At 68.1% G+C, this 18,219-nt stretch carries 18 protein-coding genes; 13 read left to right on the top strand and 5 right to left on the bottom strand.

Annotated features, from left to right (window positions below):
* From IG75_RS0109105 to IG75_RS0109085, 5 genes are all read left to right on the top strand, one after another.
* A complete protein-coding gene (locus IG75_RS0109105) occupies positions 1–1,086 on the top strand; it encodes a Rieske 2Fe-2S domain-containing protein (protein ID WP_030520745.1) in 1,086 nt (361 codons plus the stop codon).
* Positions 1,083–1,424 carry a hypothetical protein gene (locus tag IG75_RS0109100; RefSeq protein WP_030520744.1) on the top strand — a complete coding sequence of 114 codons (342 nt, stop codon included), beginning with the start codon at positions 1,083–1,085 and terminating at the stop codon, positions 1,422–1,424. Before IG75_RS0109105 ends, IG75_RS0109100 begins: the two co-directional genes overlap by 4 nt.
* A complete protein-coding gene (locus IG75_RS0109095; RefSeq protein ID WP_030520743.1) occupies positions 1,421–1,819 on the top strand; it encodes a RidA family protein in 399 nt (132 codons plus the stop codon). Before IG75_RS0109100 ends, IG75_RS0109095 begins: the two co-directional genes overlap by 4 nt.
* A 52-nt stretch (positions 1,820–1,871) precedes the next feature.
* The gene (locus IG75_RS0109090) at positions 1,872–2,999 is read left to right on the top strand and encodes an FAD-dependent monooxygenase (protein ID WP_030520742.1); all 1,128 of its coding nucleotides are present in this window, start codon (positions 1,872–1,874) and stop codon (positions 2,997–2,999) included.
* A 301-nt stretch (positions 3,000–3,300) separates the two neighbouring features.
* A complete protein-coding gene (locus IG75_RS0109085) occupies positions 3,301–4,392 on the top strand; it encodes a phosphotransferase family protein (RefSeq protein WP_051714427.1) in 1,092 nt (363 codons plus the stop codon).
* Here the strand turns inward: IG75_RS0109085 and IG75_RS0109080 are convergent.
* Positions 4,374–5,168, bottom strand: a complete 795-nt coding sequence (locus tag IG75_RS0109080; RefSeq protein ID WP_030520740.1) for a helix-turn-helix transcriptional regulator — start codon at positions 5,166–5,168, stop codon at positions 4,374–4,376. The genes IG75_RS0109085 and IG75_RS0109080 overlap by 19 nt on opposite strands.
* Positions 5,169–5,251: 83 nt before the next feature.
* On the opposite strand from IG75_RS0109080, the gene ilvD reads away from it, so the two are divergent.
* Positions 5,252–7,093, top strand: a complete 1,842-nt coding sequence (ilvD, locus tag IG75_RS0109075; RefSeq protein WP_030520739.1) for a dihydroxy-acid dehydratase — start codon at positions 5,252–5,254, stop codon at positions 7,091–7,093.
* Between the two features lie 59 nt (positions 7,094–7,152).
* Here the strand turns inward: ilvD and IG75_RS0109070 are convergent, their stop codons facing one another.
* Positions 7,153–7,773 (bottom strand): TetR/AcrR family transcriptional regulator, encoded by a 621-nt coding sequence (locus IG75_RS0109070; RefSeq protein WP_051714426.1) that lies wholly within the window; start codon positions 7,771–7,773, stop codon positions 7,153–7,155.
* 98 nt (positions 7,774–7,871) lie between these two features.
* Here IG75_RS0109070 and IG75_RS0109065 point away from each other — a divergent pair, with 98 nt between their 5' ends.
* Both IG75_RS0109065 and IG75_RS0109060 read left to right on the top strand, forming a co-directional pair.
* Positions 7,872–8,339, top strand: coding sequence for a nitroreductase/quinone reductase family protein (locus IG75_RS0109065; protein ID WP_210436791.1), 468 nt, complete (start codon positions 7,872–7,874; stop codon positions 8,337–8,339).
* Positions 8,340–8,599: 260 nt separating this feature from the next.
* Positions 8,600–9,517: a tyrosine-protein phosphatase gene (locus IG75_RS0109060; RefSeq protein WP_245713389.1), complete on the top strand. Its 918-nt coding sequence runs from the start codon at positions 8,600–8,602 to the stop codon at positions 9,515–9,517.
* Positions 9,518–9,602: 85 nt separating this feature from the next.
* Here IG75_RS0109060 and IG75_RS0109055 read toward each other — a convergent pair whose 3' ends face one another.
* Genes IG75_RS0109055 through IG75_RS0109045 form a run of 3 tightly spaced genes read right to left on the bottom strand, consistent with a single transcriptional unit; the run spans position 9,603 to position 12,822 of the window.
* Positions 9,603–10,475, bottom strand: coding sequence for a sugar phosphate isomerase/epimerase family protein (locus IG75_RS0109055; RefSeq protein WP_051714425.1), 873 nt, complete (start codon positions 10,473–10,475; stop codon positions 9,603–9,605).
* Positions 10,472–11,662, bottom strand: coding sequence for a dihydrodipicolinate synthase family protein (locus tag IG75_RS0109050; RefSeq protein WP_030520734.1), 1,191 nt, complete (start codon positions 11,660–11,662; stop codon positions 10,472–10,474). Before IG75_RS0109050 ends, IG75_RS0109055 begins: the two co-directional genes overlap by 4 nt.
* On the bottom strand, positions 11,659–12,822 hold the full coding sequence (locus IG75_RS0109045; RefSeq protein ID WP_030520733.1) for a Gfo/Idh/MocA family protein: 1,164 nt from the start codon (positions 12,820–12,822) through the stop codon (positions 11,659–11,661). Before IG75_RS0109045 ends, IG75_RS0109050 begins: the two co-directional genes overlap by 4 nt.
* 175 nt (positions 12,823–12,997) lie before the next feature.
* Between IG75_RS0109045 and IG75_RS0109040 the strand changes: the two genes are divergently transcribed.
* The 5 genes from IG75_RS0109040 to IG75_RS0109020 all read left to right on the top strand — a co-directional run bounded on the left by IG75_RS0109040 (position 12,998) and on the right by IG75_RS0109020 (position 18,127).
* The gene (locus IG75_RS0109040) at positions 12,998–14,038 is read left to right on the top strand and encodes a LacI family DNA-binding transcriptional regulator (protein WP_030520732.1); all 1,041 of its coding nucleotides are present in this window, start codon (positions 12,998–13,000) and stop codon (positions 14,036–14,038) included.
* Positions 14,039–14,164: 126 nt separating this feature from the next.
* A complete protein-coding gene (locus IG75_RS0109035) occupies positions 14,165–15,037 on the top strand; it encodes an ABC transporter permease (RefSeq protein ID WP_030520731.1) in 873 nt (290 codons plus the stop codon).
* A gap of 44 nt (positions 15,038–15,081) precedes the next feature.
* The gene (locus IG75_RS0109030; RefSeq protein WP_030520730.1) at positions 15,082–16,122 is read left to right on the top strand and encodes an ABC transporter substrate-binding protein; all 1,041 of its coding nucleotides are present in this window, start codon (positions 15,082–15,084) and stop codon (positions 16,120–16,122) included.
* Between the two features lie 12 nt (positions 16,123–16,134).
* Positions 16,135–16,938 carry an ABC transporter ATP-binding protein gene (locus IG75_RS0109025; protein ID WP_030520729.1) on the top strand — a complete coding sequence of 268 codons (804 nt, stop codon included), beginning with the start codon at positions 16,135–16,137 and terminating at the stop codon, positions 16,936–16,938.
* Between the two features lie 40 nt (positions 16,939–16,978).
* Positions 16,979–18,127, top strand: a complete 1,149-nt coding sequence (locus tag IG75_RS0109020) for a glycerate kinase (protein WP_030520728.1) — start codon at positions 16,979–16,981, stop codon at positions 18,125–18,127.
* The last annotated feature ends 92 nt before the right edge of the window (positions 18,128–18,219 follow it).

Genomic DNA, 18,219 nt, shown 5'->3' with positions numbered 1-18,219 from the left:
ATGACCACCGCGACCACATCCGCCCCGACCGCGACCGGCGGTTCGAAGAAGCGCGCAGTCGGCGTCCGCAAGGAGATGACCGCCGCGGATATCGCCGCCACCGGGCTGCGCGACCGGTGGTATCCGATCCTGCCCTCACGCATGGTGAAGCCCGGGGAATCCAAGAAGGTCACCCGGCTGTCCGTCGACTGGGTGCTGTTCCGGGATCCGCAGGGGACCGTCCATATGCTCGAGGACCGTTGCCCGCATCGCAGCGCACCGCTGTCGGTGGGACAGCACCTCGGCGACCGGCTGGCCTGCAAATACCACGGTGTCCAAGTGGACGGCACCGGCACCGTCGTCTCCGTGCCGGGTATGCCCGGCTGCACGCTCGAGGGTAAGCGGGCGACGGTGTCGTTGCGGGTCGTCGAGGCCGCCGACACCATCTTCGCGTTCGTGCCGCTGACCCAGGATTCCGAACCCACGCCGTTCGTCCTGCCCGACCGGCTCACCGACGAGGCCGTGTCCTGGTTCCCGAACTTCGCGGAATGGGCCGGGCCCTGGCGTTTCTACATGGACAATGTGCTCGATCCGATGCACGGTGCGTTCCTGCACCGCGATTCGCATTCGATGTTCGGCGGCGATACCTCGGCGCGCTTCCGTATCCGCGAGACCGACCGCGGCTTCTTCTTCGAGAAGACCGATCAGGTCGGCGTGAACTTCGACTGGGTCGAGTACGTGCGCGGTTCCATGGACTACGTCGACCTGGAGATCCCCTACGCGCCGAATGCCGGCCCCGGCGGCGTCTTCGGCATCGTCGGTATGGCCACCCCGATCGACGCGGACAACTCCGCGATCTTCCACTGGCGCACCCGGCGTGTCGACGGCTGGGAGCGTGAGGTGTGGCGCTTCCTCTACCGCACCCGGCTCGAGGCCCGGCACTGGGAGGTGCTCGAACAGGACCGCGAGGTGCTCGAGGCGCTGGCCGCCGACGCCGATCACGAGGAGCACCTGTACCAGCACGATCTCGGTGTCTCGCGTATTCGCCGCATCTACCGGGCGGACGCGCGGAAACAGGCCGCGATCCTGGCGGGCGAACCGGTATGAGCGCGGCCCGGGCGGATTCCACCGACACCATGATGCTGACAGTGTTCCTGCGGCACGACCAGTCGCAGAACCTGGAGCAGATCCAGGGCCGGCTCGACGACGCCGGCTGGTGGCAGCACTTTCCGCCCGCGGGCTGCGAAATCGTCTCCTGGGTGGTGGCGATGGGCGTGGGACAGATCGTGACACTGCGGCTGCCGGTGGCGCAGCTCGCCGCCGTGAATGTCGAGCTGGAACGGCGGGCGTGGGGTGTGTTCCACACCGACTTCTACCCGACCTACGACTTCGTGCCGGTGCGCGAGCGGCTGACCCGCGAATCCGACGAGCGGCGCGGCGCATGACGCGGGTCGCGGCGGAAACGGTCGCGGAAGCCCCGCGGCCGGGCATGTTCAGCAACGCCAGGATGCACGGCGATCAGTTCTTCCTGTCCGGAATGCATGCCGGCGGGCCCGGCGGGATCGTCGGCGGCGCCGACCCCTACCTACAGGCAAAGGAGGCGTTCCGGCGGGTCCGGGCGCTCACCGAGGCGTGCGGGGCCGTCGTGGACGACATCCTCGTATTGCGTGTCTATCTGACCGATATCGCCGACCGGGCAGTGGTCGGCAGGGCGCGCGCCGAGATGTTCTCCGGCGACTTCCCGTGCTCGACGCTCGTCGAGGTGTCGGCGCTCGTGGAGCCCGGCCTGAAGGTGGAGATCGAGGCCCAGGGGGTCATCGGGTCACACAGCGGCACCTGATCCGCCGCCGGTTCGGATCGCACGCACACTCTCGAAAGTTGAGGAAAGAATCATGAGCAAGGCACCGAGTGTGGCCGTCTGCGGGGCGGGTATCGGCGGTCTCACCGCGGCCCTCGCGCTCCGGAAGATCGGCATCGACGCGCAGGTCTTCGAGCGGACGAGCCGATTCGCCCGGGTCGGCGCGGATATCAATCTCACACCGAATGCCGTCCGGGCGCTGGACGGTCTCGGCCTGGGCTCGGCACTGCGGGATTCGGCGGCCCGGCCGCAGTTCCGGATCAGCCGGACCTGGGATACGGGTGCGGAGACCTCGCGGCTCGAGATGGGCTCGTCGGCGGAGGCACGCTACGGCTCACCGCAGCTCACCCTGCACCGTGGTGACCTCATGTCCGCCCTCGAATCGGCGCTGCCGAAGGACAACATCTCGCTGGGCCGGCAGGTCGTCGATATCCGCGACGGAGCCGTCCATTTCGCCGACGGCGGTGTACACCGAGCCGACGTGATCATCGGCGCGGACGGTATCCATTCCGCGGTCCGCACCGCGCTGTTCGGCCCGGAGCACCCCACCTTCACCGGTGTCGTGGCGTTCCGCGCGGTCGTCCCGGCGGCGGCGGTCGCCGCGGTGCCGAATCTGGACAGCTTCACCAAATGGTGGGGACCGGACGCCGCGACCCAGATCGTGACGTTCCCGCTGAGTCAGGGCAAGGACATCTTCATCTTCGCCACCTGCGCGCAGGACGAGTGGACCGAGGAGTCGTGGACGACCCCGGGCAGCGCCGACGAACTACGCGACCTGTACCGGGACTTCCACCCGGAGGCGCGCGCCCTGCTCGACGCCTGTGACGACGTCCTGAAATCCGCCCTGTACGTTCGTGATCCACTGCCGGCGTGGACCGCGGGCACGGTCACACTGCTCGGCGACGCGTGTCATCCGATGATGCCGTTCATGGCGCAGGGGGCGGGACAGGCGATCGAAGACGCGGTGGTGCTGGCGCGCTGCCTCGGGTCGGACACCTACGCCGGCGCGGCCGACGCCCTGGCCGGGTACGAGCACACCCGGATGGACCGGACCGCCCGGATCCAGCGCGGCTCCCGGTCCAACGAATGGCTGAAAACAGCCGGCAACGGGGACTGGGTGTACGAGTACGACGCCTGGAACGTGCCACTGGCCGGCGCATAGGCCACCGGTCTGTCGCCGGCCCCGCCGAGGGCGGCCAGGGCCTTGTCGTCGTAGTGTCCGGCGGCGTGGGCGGAGAGCCCCTCGGGTACCCGCTCTCCCCGCGTCGCCGGTTGGAGGACGGCCTCGACCAGGGCCGGCGCGGCACGTTCGGGTTCCCTGCGGTAACTCGGCGCGTTGTCGAACGGTGCGTGTTCGTAGTATGGGGCACTAGCGGTAAACGTCTCATATGTAGCAGACTGGGCAGCGATGAGACGGACCGTGGTGCGGCACCGGTGGCCGAACCCGAAGAGATGGCTGGGCGATGAGCGAGGACGGAAGTGAACTCCCGGCGGTCCCGAGCGTCGCCGCCGGTATCGATGTCGAGCGGGTCACCGCCTGGTTCGCCGAGCATGTTCCCGCGGTGGCGCCGCCCCTGCGGTTCGCGCTGATCACCGGCGGCCGGTCCAATCTCACCTACCGTGTCCACGACGAGTCCGGCGGCCGCTGGGTACTGCGTCGACCGCCCACCGGACACGTCCTGGCCTCCGCCCACGATGTCGTCCGTGAGTTCCGGATCCTCGAGCTGCTCGCCGGCAGTCCGGTTCCCGTTCCGCCGGTACTGGGCTGCTGCACCGACCACGCCGTGACCGGCGCCGATTTCTACGTGATGGCGAACGTGGACGGCGTCGTTCCCGACGACGCGGCCTCCGCCGCCGCGATCCCGCGGGAGAGTCGCGCTGCCGCTTCCCGCCATATCATCGATACGCTCGCCGCCGTCCACGCCGTCGACACCACCACCGGGCCGCTGGCCGAGCTGCGCAGACCCGGTCGCTATCTGGAACGCCAGCTGCGCCGCTGGCGCCGTCAGCTCACCGCCGGCGGCGCCGTACCCGGACCTCTTCGGGAAGTCCATGACCTCCTCGCCCGGCGGATGCCGGACGAGCGCTGGACCGGGATCACCCACGGCGACTTCCGTCCGGGCAACCTGCTGATCGGGCCCGACGGCACCGTCCGGGCCGTGCTGGACTGGGAGCTGTGGACCGTGGGCGATGTGATGGCCGATATCGGCTGGCTCGCCGCGGCCTGGACCTCGGCCGAACCGTTCGGTTGGGCTCCCGAACCCGCCGAGGGCTACCTCGATATCGACACGGTGCTGTCCCGCTACGCGGACGCCACCGGCCGGGCCCTCGACGACCTCGCCTACTACCAGGCGTTCGCGCTGTGGCGGCTGGCGGCCATCGCCGAGGGAGTGGCCGCGCGTTTCCGCGCCGGAGTGATGGGCGAACAGGATATCGATGTGACGGAGCTGACCGAGCGGCCCGCCCGGCTGGCCGAATCCGCGCGCGCGGCACTGATCGGCCGAACGATCGGCGGCGGCGCATTCCCGCACCGGGATCACCCCACCGGGACGTAGACGACCAGATGCAGATCCGGATGGTCGGCGGGCGCCAGGCGATGGTGCTCGTAGCGCAGCAGCCCGCGTGCCGGATGCCGGAAGACCCGCGTGCGCGAGGCGAAGCCCTCGATGTGGTGACTGCGCCAGCCCTCACGGAAGTGCGGGCTCGCTCCCAGTAGCTCCTGGATGATCGGCGAACGGGCCAGATCCCCGAGGCGGGGCCCGGCCTCGGCGCGAAACTCGGCGAGGAACCGGCGGCTGGTGTCCTCCCAGTCGGGCAGCAGGTCCCGGACGTACGGGTCGGTGAACACCAGCCGCAGCAGATTGCGTTCGGCGGGTGCGACCCCGGCGACATTGGGGTACAGGTCGGCGTATGCCGCGTTCCAGCCGGTGATCGTCCAGTCCGGCGCGACGGCGTAGGCCGGGAACCCGGTGAGCGCGTCGAGCAGTCGTTGCACATGGGCCGGCGCCGCCGGCGCGACCGGGTCGGCGTCGGCGGGGAGCTGCGCGTACCCCGCCAGCGAGAGGATGTAGGTGGTTTCGGTCGCGGTCATCCGCAGTGTCCGGGCCAGCGCGGACAGGACCTGCCGGGACGGCTGGATCTCACGGCCCTGTTCCAGCCAGGTGTACCAGGTGGCGCTCACTCCGGAGAGGGTGGCGACCTCTTCCCGGCGTAGCCCGCCGCGGCGCCGGGGCCCCGCCGGCGGCAGACCGACCTCGGTGGGATCCAGCCGAGCGCGCCGCGCGCGCAGGAATCCGCCCAGTTCCGCGCGTCGTTGTGCCGCCGTGTCCATCCGTTCAGGGTAGTGCTGGTGGTGGAAGTGCTAGTACTACGGCCGTCTTCGCCGCGCGGCGGTTCCCGGTGAGTATCGAGGGCATGCCACAACTGAGATCTCGTACGGTCACCCACGGGCGGAATATGGCCGGAGCCCGCGCATTGATGCGGGCCTCCGGGGTCCCGTCGGCGGATATCGGCACCAAACCCGTAGTAGCCGTGGCCAACAGTTTCACCGAGTTCGTGCCGGGACACACCCATCTGCAGCCGGTGGGACGCGTCGTGAGCGCGGCGATCCGGCAGGCGGGTGGAATCGCGCGGGAGTTCAATACGATCGCCATCGACGACGGTATCGCGATGGGGCACGGCGGGATGCTCTACTCGCTGCCCTCCCGGGACCTGATCGCCGACTCGATCGAGTACATGGTGCAGGCCCACTGCGCCGACGCCCTGGTCTGTATCTCCAATTGCGACAAGATCACTCCGGGGATGCTGATGGCAGCCCTTCGTCTCGACATCCCGACGGTATTCGTCTCCGGTGGCCCGATGGAAGGCGGCCGGACGGTGCTCGGGGACGGCACGGTCCGTGCCGGCCTCGACCTCGTGACCACCATGGCCGACGCGGTGGATCCGACTGTCTCCGACGCCGATATCGCCCGCATCGAGGAGGCGGCCTGCCCGACGTGCGGCTCCTGCGCGGGTATGTTCACCGCCAACTCGATGAACTGTCTGCTGGAAGCCCTCGGCCTGGCCCTGCCGGGCAACGGCACCATCCTTGCCACCCACACCGCCCGCCGATCCCTCTACGAGGCCGCCGGACGTGCGGTGATGGACCTGGCCGATCGTTACTACCGCAAGGACGATTTCTCCGTGCTGCCCCGCGCGATCGCCTCCCGCGCGGCCTTCGACAATGCCATGACCCTGGATCTGGCGATGGGCGGCTCCACCAACACCGTCCTGCATCTGCTCGCCGCCGCCCACGAGGCCCGGCTCGACTACACCCTCGCCGATATCGAGGCCCGCTCCCGCGAGGTCCCCTGTCTGTGCAAGGTCGCCCCGAGCAGCACCTATCTGATGGAGGACGTCCACCGCGCCGGCGGCATCCCGGCGATCCTGGGCGAGCTGAACCGAGCCGGGTTGTTACACAACGATGTTCACGCGGTGCACGCCGAGTCGCTGAAGGAGTGGCTCGACGGGTGGGATGTGCGGGGCGCATCGCCGGCCGGGCCGGCCGTGGAGCTCTTCCACGCCGCGCCCGGTGGTGCCCGTTCCGCGTCGGCCTTCTCTCAGTCGGCGCACTGGCAGTCGCTGGATCTCGATGCGGCGCGTGGCTGCATCCGCGATGCCGCGCACGCGTACTCCACCGACGGTGGCCTGGCGGTGCTGCGTGGCAACGTCGCTCCCGCCGGCGCTGTGGTCAAATCGGCCGGAGTGCCCGGCGATATGGCCGTCTTCACCGGCTCGGCGGTGGTGACGCAATCGCAGGAGGAGGCGAGCGAAGCGATCCTTTCCGGCCGAGTGGTCCCGGGCTCGGTCCTGGTGATCCGCTACGAGGGCCCGCGCGGCGGCCCCGGTATGCAGGAGATGCTCTATCCGACCGCGTATCTGAAGGGTCGCGGCCTCGCTGGTTCCGTCGCAATCGTCACCGATGGCCGCTTTTCCGGTGGCAGTTCCGGTCTGGCGATCGGCCATATCTCTCCGGAAGCGGCCGCGGGGGGACCGCTGGCCCTGGTCGAGGACGGCGACACCGTCCATATCGATATCCCGGGCCGCGTGCTCCGTCTCCAGGTGCCGGACGCCGAACTCGCCGCTCGCCGCATCCGGCTGGAGAACAGCACCGGCTACCGTCCCCACGACCGTGCGCGCCCTGTCTCTACCGCCCTGCGCGCCTATGCCGCCCTGGCCCAGTCCGCCGACAGGGGCGCCGTGCGCAAGCTCGACTAGCGACCCGGTACGACTGCGCGGCTTCCGGCCACGGGGGAGAGGGGTCGGAACCTGCCCGATCAATCCGGTAGCAGGCTGTCGATCAATCCGCGGGCGAACTCGTCCGCGGATTGATCGTCGAGATGTGCGCCCTCGAACTCGATCAGGAAGGCCCGCTGGAAACAGGCGCCGAGCAGCAGCGCGGCGAGTGCGTCGGGTAGTGCTCGCTCGGTGAGCCGGCCCAGCCGTTGCTCGGCGCGCAGGTATTCGGCGAGTGCCGAGACCGCCAGATGCGGACCCAGACCGGTGGCGCGCAGGACACCCTGGTGCCGGGCGAGGAGGTCCGGCTGGGCGAATGCCGCGCCCAGCATCGGCGTGAGGTCCCGGTAGAACGGCAGCGCGCGGGCGGCGACCTCCTGTAGCAGGACGCGGACCGTGCTGGTGCCCGCGCGGTCGGCCAGTCCGGCCAGATGGCCGACGAAATCGGTGGGTAGCCGTTCGCGCATGACAGTGAGGAACAGATCCTCCTTGTCCTGGAAGTGCTTGTACAGCGTGGCTTCGGAAAAACCCGCGGCGCGGGCGATTTCCTTGGTGGTGGCGTTGGCCAGGCCGCGCGCGCTCATCACCGCCGCGGCGGCATCGAGGATCCGGATACGGGTCGACTGTGCCCGGGGCGTTACCCCCGCCGTCACTGGGCTCATCCGGATCTGCCTCCTCGCACTCATCGTGTCTTGACAGGCTAGCAAGTACTCACTCATCCTTGGTGAGTAAGCACTTACTTACCTGGAGAGGGTCATTCATGTTGAATCAGCAACGCAAGCGTCGCCTGGTCAATGCGGTGAATTTCGTGATCATCGCGCTGCAGCGAGTCGGAATAGCGTTCGGACCCATGCAGTTGCTGACCGTCGCCGGCAGGCGAACCGGCCGAATGCGCACGTTTGCGATCGCGGTCGTGGTGGTAGCTGGTCAGCGCTATATCGTGCAGGCGTTTCCGAAGGCGGCCTGGGTGGCGAATGCGCGGGCGGCCGAGCAGGTCACCCTGACCCGCGGTCGTCGCTCGACGCAGGCGCGACTGGTGGAGCTACCGGTCGAGAGCCGCCGCCCCGTGCTGCGTCAGTTGGTCGAGCAGAGCCCGGCCGGCGTCGGGAAGCGCTACGCCGACAACGGATTGTCGCCGAGTCCGGCACCCGACGATGTGGCCGCCAGCGCGGAGCGCATCGCGGTGTTCCGTGTCGTCGAGCGGGGCGATGATCTGAAGGTCGGGTGATCGAGCGCGCGCACCGGGCCCCGACCGGCCTGTGACGGAAAGGCCGGAGCTTCCGGGAATCGGTTCGCCTCGAACCTGCCCATTGATCGGGAAGACCGGGATCGTGGTCCGTCCGGTGTCCCTACGGTGTGAGTCGCACCACCGTCCCGGCCGTGACCGGGCGCATCGCGTTCGTTCCGGCGGACCGGGACGGTGTGCTGCGCCCGTTCGTTGCCGGAACCCTTCGGACCGGCTCGGCTCACGCTCGAAAGGAATACCCGGTGACGTTTTCACATACCGCCCGCGGTGTTTTGGCCGCTTCCGCCGCTGTCCTCGTCGGTGTTCTGCCTCTCACGACCGCCCCGGCTCTGGCCGGCCCGGCGGTTCCCGTGCTGGAGGCCCCTGGAAAGACGGATCGGGCGCTGGGTTTGCCGCATGCGCCCAATGCCCGCGATATCGGCGGCTATCCGATACGGGGCGGGAACAAGGTGCGGTTCGGTGTTGTCTACCGCGCCGACGCCCTCGCGAAATTGGATGCCGGCGAACAGCAGAAACTGGTGGATCTGGGTATCACCCGGGTGATCGACTTCCGTAGCCCGACCGAGGTGTCCCAAGGGCAGGATCGCCTTCCGGCGGGGATACAACGCACCGAATATCCGGTGTACGACGCGCAGAACGATCTCTACGTGATGATGAACCAGTTGATCGCCGGCGGCCCCGAGGCGCAGCGGGCAGCACTCGGCGACGGTAAGGGTGCCGAGTACATGCGGAACTACTACCGCTGGCTCGTCACCGACCCGGGCTCCCGCACCCGGTTCGCGGCGGCGCTGCGCGATATCGCCACGGAACCGGGCGCGGTGCTGTATCACTGCACCGCCGGCAAGGACCGCACCGGGTGGATGACCGCGATACTGATGTCCGTGCTCGGCGTACCCGACGGGCAGATCTATCAGGATTATCTGCGCTCGAACGACAATCTGGCCGCTGGGAACAAAGCGCTGATGGATGCGCTGGTGCAGCAGGGCCTGGTCGAGGATCGGGCGCTGTGGGAGCCGGTGCTCGGTGTCCAGCGCGATTTCCTGGACGCCGCCTTCGATCAGGTACGGCAGTCGTTCGGCTCGATGGACGACTTCGTCAGAAGCGGGCTCGGCGCCGACGACGCCACCCTCGCGGCGCTGCGAACGAAACTGGCGGGCTGAACCCGGGCGCGCTCCGCCCACAATGGCGAGCAGATCGGCCGGTCCGGCCCAGGGCTTCGGTCCTGGGCCGGCTGCCCTGTCGCGTTCAGTCCACGAGGGACGGTAGAACCAGATCTCGGTAGCGCTGCTTCATCGTCTCGATCACTTCGTGGCCGTCGGCGGCCCATAGCTCGGCATTGAATATTTCGACCTCGACATCGCCGCGGTAACCGGCGTCGCGAACCCACTGCCCGATGGTCGCGAAATCGATGACGCCGTCGCCCATCATGCCGCGCGACAGCAGCGGATCGGCGGTCATCGGGTTCAGCCAGTCACACACCTGATACGAGCTGATCCGTCCGGCGGCACCGGCCTGTGCGATCTGCTCTTCCACGGTCGGATCCCACCAGATATGGAAGGTGTCGACCACGACGCCCACGGCCTCCGCCGGAAACGGTTGCGCCATCGACAATGCCTGCGCCAGGGTGGAGATCACCGCACGGTCGGCACAGAACATCGGGTGCAGCGGTTCCAGGGCGAGGCGGACACCGCGCTCGGCCGCATACGGGACCAGCCGGGCGAGCCGCTCGTCCACCCGCGCCCGCGCGGCGACGAGATCCCGGTCCGGTATGCCGCCGACCACCATCACCAGTTCCCGCGTGGCCAGTGTCGCCGCGTCGTCGATGGCACGGCGGTTGTCATCGAGTGCCGCCTGACCGTCACCCGGCTCGGTCAAGAAGCCGCCGCGGCACAGACTGGAGACACGCAACCCCGCATCGGCGACGATCTTCGCTGCGGCGGCGGCACCGATTTCGTCGACCCGATCGCGCCACAGCCCGATTGCGCCGAGTCCCGCCCGGGCAGCGCCGTCCACCGCCTCGGTGAGAGTCCACCGTTTCGTCGTCGCCGTATTCAGCGACAGCGACCGGTAAGGGTCGGCCGGATCGAATGGCGTGTGCTGTGCCGCAACCGATGTCATGAGAACGATCCATTCAGTTCGAGGTAGACCCGCATCCGGTGCGCGGCCAGTTCCGGGTCCGACAGCAAGCCGGCCTTGTCCGCGAGCCGGAACAATTCGGCCAGATGAGGTACGGATCGGCCCGTGGACAGTCCCGCCACCATCGAGAAACCCGGTTGCTTGCCGTTGAGCCACGACAAGAACGCGATACCCGTCTTGTAGTAGTAGGTCGGCGCGGCGAAGATGTGCCGACCGAGTGCCTGGGTGGCGCCGAGGATCTCCGACGCACGCGTCACATTGCCGTTGTCGAGTTCCTGTAGCGCGGTGGACGCGGCGGGGTAGATCGCCGCGAAGATACCCAGCAGTGCATCCGAATGACCCTGCGCGTCGCCGATGATCAGCTCGGGATAGTTGAAATCGTCGCCCGTGTACAGCCGTACCCCACCGGGCAGCGCGCGGCGCAGCGCGATCTCGTGTGCCGCGTCGAGCAGCGAGACCTTGACTCCGTCGATCTTCGACCGATTGTTCTCGACGAGCATGCGGAAAGTCTCGGTGGCGGTATCGATATCGGCGCTGCCCCAATATCCGTGCAGCGCGGGATCGAACATGGTGCCGAGCCAGTGCAGGATCACCGGCCGATCCACACCGGCCAGCAACTTCTCGTAGACGAAGAGATAGTCCGCGGCCGAACGGGCGACCTGTGCGAGTGCCCGCGAGGCCATCAGGATCACCTGGGCTCCGGCGTCGGTCACCACGTCGATCTGCTCGCGATAGGCATCGACGATCCGGGCGAGGCCGGCCGATCCCGAGGGGAGTCCCGCGAGGTCGATCTGATCGGTTCCGGCTCCGCAGGCGAGCCTGCCACCGACCGCGGCCGCCTCGGCGCCGGATCGCCGGATCAGTTCCGCGCTGGCTTGCCAGTCGAGACCCATTCCGCGCTGTGCGGTGTCCATGGCATCGGCGACCCCGAGCCCGTAGGACCACAGTTCGTGCCGGTAGGCCAGCGTCGCGTCCCAGTCGACGGCCGCGGGCGCGCCCGGTGTGTTGTCGCCGGTTACCCGCGGAATGACGTGTGCGGCAGCGAAAGCCACGCGCGAGGTGATCGGCCGCGCCGGCCGCGTCCAGGCGCCCGGTGTACCGAGGACGTACGGTTCGAGCCGGCCATCCGTGGGCAGTGCGACCGACACGCCCGTGGATATCGCGGTCACAGCGTGACCTCCGGGATCTCGATCCGGCGGCCTTCGGCCGAGCTGCGCAGCCCCAGTTCGGCCAGCTGGACACCGCGTGCGGCGGAGAGCAGTCCGTAGCGGTGCGGTCGTCGGTTCACCACGTCGGTGAGGAACTCCTCCCACTGCAACTTGAAACCGTTGTCCAGATCCGCGTTCGCCGGGACTTCCAACCATTGATCACGGAACGGCTCGGTGACCGGGAGGTCCGGGTTCCAGACCGGCTTGGGCGTGTGCGAGCGATGCTGGGCGACGCATTTGCGCAGGCCGGCGACGGCAGAGCCGTGCGTGCCGTCGATCTGGAACTCGACGAGCTCGTCGCGGTACACGCGCACCGCCCAGGACGAGTTGATCTGCGCGACGACGCCGTTCTCCATCTCGAAGATTCCGTAGGCGGCATCGTCGGCGGTGGCAGGGTACGGCGTCCCCTGTTCGTCCCATCGGGTGGGGATATGGGTTGTCGCCTTCGCGGTGACCGCCTCGACCTTGCCGAGCAGGCCCTCGAGCACGTAGTTCCAGTGGCAGAACATGTCCACGACGATGCCGCCGCCGTCTTCGGCCCGGTAGTTCCAGCTGGGTCGCTGGGCGGGTTGGCCGTCGCCTTCGAAGACCCAGTACCCGAATTCGCCGCGTAGCGAGAGGATTCGGCCGAAGAAGCCTTCGTCGACGAGCCTGCGCAATTTCACCAGGCCGGGCAGGTAGAGCTTGTCGTGCACGACTCCCGCGGTGACGCCGGCGTCCGCCGCGACCCGGGCGAGTTCGACGGCCTCGGTCAGTGTTTCCGCGGTCGGCTTCTCGGTGAAGACGTGTTTACCGGCCTTCATCGCCGCCGCGAGCGCCTCGGCGCGCCGGGAGGTGACCTGTGCGTCGAAGTAGATATCGATGGACGGATCGGCGATGACGGCGGCGGCGTCGGTGCTCCATTCGGCGATGCCGTGCTGTTCGGCGAGCTCGGCGAGCTTGGCGGCATTGCGGCCGACCAGGACCGGCTCCACCAGGACGCGGGTGCCGTCCGGGAGCAGCAGCCCACCGCCGTCGCGGATCGGCAGGATCGATCGCATCAGGTGCTGGCGGTAGCCCATGCGACCGGTGACGCCGTTCATGGCGATGCGGAGCGTGCGCGGGGCAGTGGAATCGGGCATTGGTTGTGCCTCTTCTGATTTGCGTGGCTGACGACCGCAGAATGGGTCGTGGACGGTACGGAGGGACCCGCATACGTCGAGTGGACGAGTCAGCGTCGGAATGCGCTTTCCAAGCTATGCTAGTCCCGAAGTCCGGTCAACCCCCACGCCCGACGAGAGAACGAGGCACCTGGCCATGGCGGCTGTGAGATTGCAAGATGTCGCGACCCGGGCGGGCGTCTCCCTGGCGACCGCCTCCCGGGTGCTCAACGGTTCGTCGCGGGTGCCCGGCGAAGGTGTCGCCGACCGGGTGCGCGCCGCCGCCGCCGAACTGGGTTATGTGGCAAATGCGCAGGCCCAGGCCCTCGCGCGGGCGTCGACCGGGCTCATCGGACTCGTGGTGCACGATATCGCCGACCCTTACTTCTCCTCGATCGTGCAGGGCGTCCAGGCGGCCGCACGCCGGGCGGGCAAACTCGTCCTGCTGGCCAGTACGCAACGCGATTTCGATATCGAACGCGAATCCGTGAGCACCTTCATCTCGCACCGTGCCGACGCGATCATCCTGGCGGGCTCACGCCAGAGCGGGGATCTCGACCGCGATCTCGAGAAGGAATGCGCGCGGTACCTGGACAATAGCGGCAAGGTTGTCGTGATAGGCCAGCCACTGTCCTTCGGAGCCGCCGTGGAACCCGAAAATCACGCGGCATCAGCGGAATTGGCGTATGCGCTCCTCGCGCAGGGGCACGGGGACTTCGCCGTCATCGGCGGGCCGGGCAATATCCGGACCGCTGTCGACCGGCGCAACGGGTTCGTCGAGGCGCTCGCGACGCGGGGGGTGACACCGCTGGTGGAGATCGCGGGGGACTTCTCCCGTGACGGCGGTGCCGGCGCCGCCCGCCGCCTTTCCGCCGCGTTGGATCTGTGCCCGGGGCGGTCCGGCAATGCCGCGCCCTGCGTTTTCGCGGTGAGCGATGTGATGGCGATCGGGGCGATCGCGGCGTGGCGTGAGCTGGGCCTCGTGGTCCCCGATGATGTCTGCGTCGCCGGATTCGACGATATCCCGACGCTGCGTGACCATGTGCCCGGTCTGTCGACGGTGGCGCTGCCGCTGGTGGAGATCGGTGAGCGTGCCGTCCGGCTCGCGCTCGACGACTCCGCGACGACCGCGCAAGTCCACGAATTCGTGCCCGGATGCGTGATCCTGCGCGACAGCAGCATTCCGCGGCCCGCCTGAACTGCGAAAATTACGAACCCTTGACACTGTGGGTCCGGTCACATTAGCCTCGGAGGCAGCTTCGGAAAGCGCATTCCCGGCGGGTGTAGTGCGAACCCCGCTCCACTACTAGCTTTAGGACTCCAGATGGCGGTAGTCACGTCCGTCGAGGCCGGTTCCTCCCCACCGAAAGCCGCGCAACCCGTCCCTACGCGGCGTCGGAAGCTCCCCTCCCCCTCCGCTCTGTGGTCGACCGTGTGGCGGCCGCTCGCCTTGGTGGCGGCGCTCGTCGTCGCCTGGTGGGCCGTCACCGAGTTCGAGCTCGTCGAGCCCTATATTCTGCCGTCGCCGGCGGATACCTGGCGCACCGCCGCCGACAACTCGGCATATCTGCTCCAGAACACCTGGGTGACGACCTACGAGACAGTGGTCGGCTTCGTTATCGCCGCGCTGATCGGCGAAGCCGTCGCACTGGTGATGATCTACTCGCGCGGTATCGAGCGAACGATGTACCCGCTGATCCTCTTCGCACAGGTCATCCCCAAGATCGCGATCGCCCCGCTGTTCATCGTATGGCTCGGGTTCGGCACCAGCCCCAAAATCCTCGTCGCCGTACTGATGGCATTCTTCCCGATCGTCATCGCCGGGATGGCGGGGCTGCGGTCGGTGGATCCCGAAATCCTCGAGCTCACCTCCACCATGGGGGCGAGCAATTGGAAGACATTCGTGAAGGTTCGCTTCCCGGCGTCACTGCCACAGTTGATGTCCGGCCTCAAGATCGCCGCCACTCTCGCGGTCACCGGCGCCGTCGTCGGCGAATTCGTCGGCGCGAACGAGGGGCTCGGCTATGTGATCCTGCAGGCCAACGGGAATATCGACACCGCGATGCTGTTCGCCGCCCTCATCATCATGTCCGTACTGGGCATCATCCTGTTCGCGATCATCGAAATCGCCGAGCAGTTCCTCATTCCATGGCATGCCTCCCGTCGATCCACGGCCTCGGCCGTCGGCGCGGCATGAGCACGCCGAACCACCGTATTCGCGCCACAGCTGGAGAAACTCGCATGAAATTCGGAATTCGCAGACTCACGACGATCGGCGCCGCCGCGGTGGCATCGGTCCTGGTACTGGCCGGCTGCGGAAGCGGCGGCAGCGAGGCGAAGGACCCCGGCACCGACGGGAAGACCACCGCGGTGTCGCTGATGCTCAACTGGTACCCCTATGGCGAGCACGCCCCGTTCTACTACGGAGTGCAAGAAGGGATATTCGCCGAGCACGGTATCGATCTGCAGATCTCGGCCGGCCAGGGCTCGACGAAAACCGCGCAGGCCACCGGTTCGAAGCAGACCGACTTCGGCTGGGCCGATACTCCCGCCGTTCTCAGCAATATCGATAAAGGCGTCAAGGTCAAGAGCGTCGGCGTCTACCTCCAGACCACGCCGTCGGCAGTGCAGGTATTCGCCGATTCGAATATCCGGACACCGGCCGATCTGGCGGGTAAGACCATTGCCGTCTCCGCGGGTGACGCGCCGACCACGACCTTCCCGGTCTATCTCGACAAGGCTGGCGTTCCGGCGGATCAGGTGACCCAGCAGAGCCTCGACTCGGCGGGCAAGATGTCGGCGATGCTCTCGGGTCGCGTCGACGGGCTCATCGGATTCGCGCACGACCAGGGCCCCACCATCGCGAACAAGAGCGGCAGGGAAGTCCGCTACCTGCGGTATTCGGACCAGGGCCTGAACTTCTTCAGCAACGGGCTGATCGCGAACGAGGCCACCATCGAATCCTCTCCCGAACTGGTCCAGGCCATGGTGGACGCGACGAGTGAGGCCTTCGCCGCCGCCGTCGCGAATCCGGAGGCCGCGGTCGCCGCGATGGAAGGTAAGGATCCGCAACTGCCGCCGCGGCAGGTACTGCTGCAGCAGTGGCAGCAGACGATCCCGCTGCTCAGCACCCCGGAAACCGCCGGTAAGGCGCCGGGAACCAATTCCGAAGCGAACTGGCGCGCCACCATCGATGTCCTCAGCAGTGCGAAGCTCCTCGACAAGGCCGAGGACCCGGCAAAGTACTGGGACGCGCAGTTCACACCCACCGGCAAGCCGTGAGCAGGTGACGATATGAGCACATCCACCGACACCATCGCGGGCACCGATACCGCGGTCGCGGTAGCCGACCTGACCGTACGGTTCTCGTCCAAGCGCGGGGACGTCACCGCACTGCACGATGTCGACCTGCGGGTCCGCCGGGGCGAATTCGTTTCGATCGTCGGTCCGTCCGGCTGCGGCAAATCAACGCTGCTGAAAGTCGTCGCCGGTCTCACCGATCCGAGCGGGGGCAGTGTCGAACTCGGCGGCGCCCCCGTCCGTGGGCCGCAGCGCAATATCGGCTACGTATTCCAGCGCGCCGCACTGCTGGAATGGCGGACCGTCCGCAAGAACATCCTGCTCCAGGCCGAGATGCGCGGCATGAACAAACGGGCGGCCGCGGCCGAATGCGCGCGTCTCATCGAGATGACCGGACTCAGCGGATTCGAGGACGCCCTGCCGCACGAACTCTCCGGCGGTATGCAGCAGCGGGTTTCGCTGTGCCGGGCCCTGCTGCACGAACCGGAAGTGCTGCTGATGGACGAGCCGTTCGGCGCTCTCGACGCGCTCACCAGGGAACGGATGAATGTCGAACTGCATCGGATCTGGCGGGAAACGGGCACCACGGTGCTGCTGGTCACCCATTCGGTGGCCGAGGCCGTATACCTCGCCAATCGGGTGGTCGTGATGAGCCCGAGGCCGGGCCGGATCATCGAACTGCTCGACGTCGATCTGCCCGCGCACCGGAACTACGCCACAACGATGGAGACGCCGGAATTCATCACGGTCGCCAACCGGGTCCGGGATCTGCTCGGCGCGGTGGCGCAGGCGGACTGAAATTCGATCCCCGCCGACTCACCGACAGGAAGGCGACCGCGTGAGGGTTCTGGTTGCTCCGGACAAGTTCAAAGGAAGCCTCTCCGCCGCCGAGGTGGCCGACCGGCTGGCGGAGGGCTTGGCGGCGGCGGGGATCGACAGTGACAGATTGCCGCTGGCCGACGGCGGTGACGGCAGCGTCGACGCCGCGGTGGCGGCCGGTTTCACGCCGCATCCGGTGACGGTGGCCGGCGCGGCGGGGACACCGCGATACGGGCGGATCGCCGTCGGCGACGGTACCGCCGTGGTGGAGGTCGCCAATACCTGCGGTCTCACCACCCTGCCCAACGGCCGCACACTGCCACTGGACGCGAGCAGCCTGGGTTTGGGGCAGGCCATCTCGCAGGCGTTGCGGTTCCGGCCGCACCGGCTGGTCCTCGCCCTCGGTGGCAGTGCGAGTACCGACGGCGGGATGGGACTGCTCGCGGCGCTCGGTTTCACCTTCGCCGATGCGCAGGGAGTACGACTGCGGGCGTGCGGACGAAGCCTGGGGCGCGTCCACACCGTCGACTCGTCGCGGGCGGCACCGCCGACCGGGGTCGAGATCGTGGTCGCCGGTGATGTCACCAATCCCTTGCTCGGACCGGACGGCGCTGCGGCGGTGTACGGGCCGCAGAAGGGCGCCACCGACGATGAGGTGCGTTTTCTCGACGCCGGACTGAACAACCTCGTCCGAGCATTCGCCCGCAGCGGCTACCCGGACGCGACGGCCTGCGCGGCGGCGGCCGGAGCGGGCAGCGCGGGTGGAATCGGATTCGCGGCGTTACTGCTCGGCGGCACGATCGTGTCGGGCGCCGAGTATTTTCTCGACTTGCTCGAGTTCGACCGGCGCCTGCCCCATGCCGACCTGGTCGTCACCGGGGAGGGAAGTATCGATGAGCAGACCGCGAACGGCAAACTACCCGCGGTACTGGCTCGCCGCTCCCACCCCGTTCCGGTCGTCGCCGTCGCCGGCCGGAACACGCTGTCCCCGGACCGATGGGGCCCGGCAGGATTCACGACCATCTACTCCCTCGGCGACTACACCGACAGGGATACCGCCGGTGACCCCGAACTGACCCGGCAATTGCTGACCCGCATCGGCCGGCAGATCGGCCGCCTCCCGGCCGTGGCGCCGGGAGCACGCCCACCCGTAACGCGAACCCGGTAGACCTCCCGGTCGCCCGAGCCACACGGCCGCCCGATTTCTCGTTCAACCAGGCGGTCGAGGATGGCGTGGCCGGGCATGACGGTACTACCGGC

It is taken from the genome of Nocardia rhamnosiphila NBRC 108938 (assembly GCF_000720425.1).
In the GTDB taxonomy this organism is placed as follows: domain Bacteria; phylum Actinomycetota; class Actinomycetes; order Mycobacteriales; family Mycobacteriaceae; genus Nocardia; species Nocardia rhamnosiphila.
The sequence above is the reverse complement of the archived record's forward strand: the minus strand, read 5'-3'. Positions and strand labels throughout refer to the sequence as shown.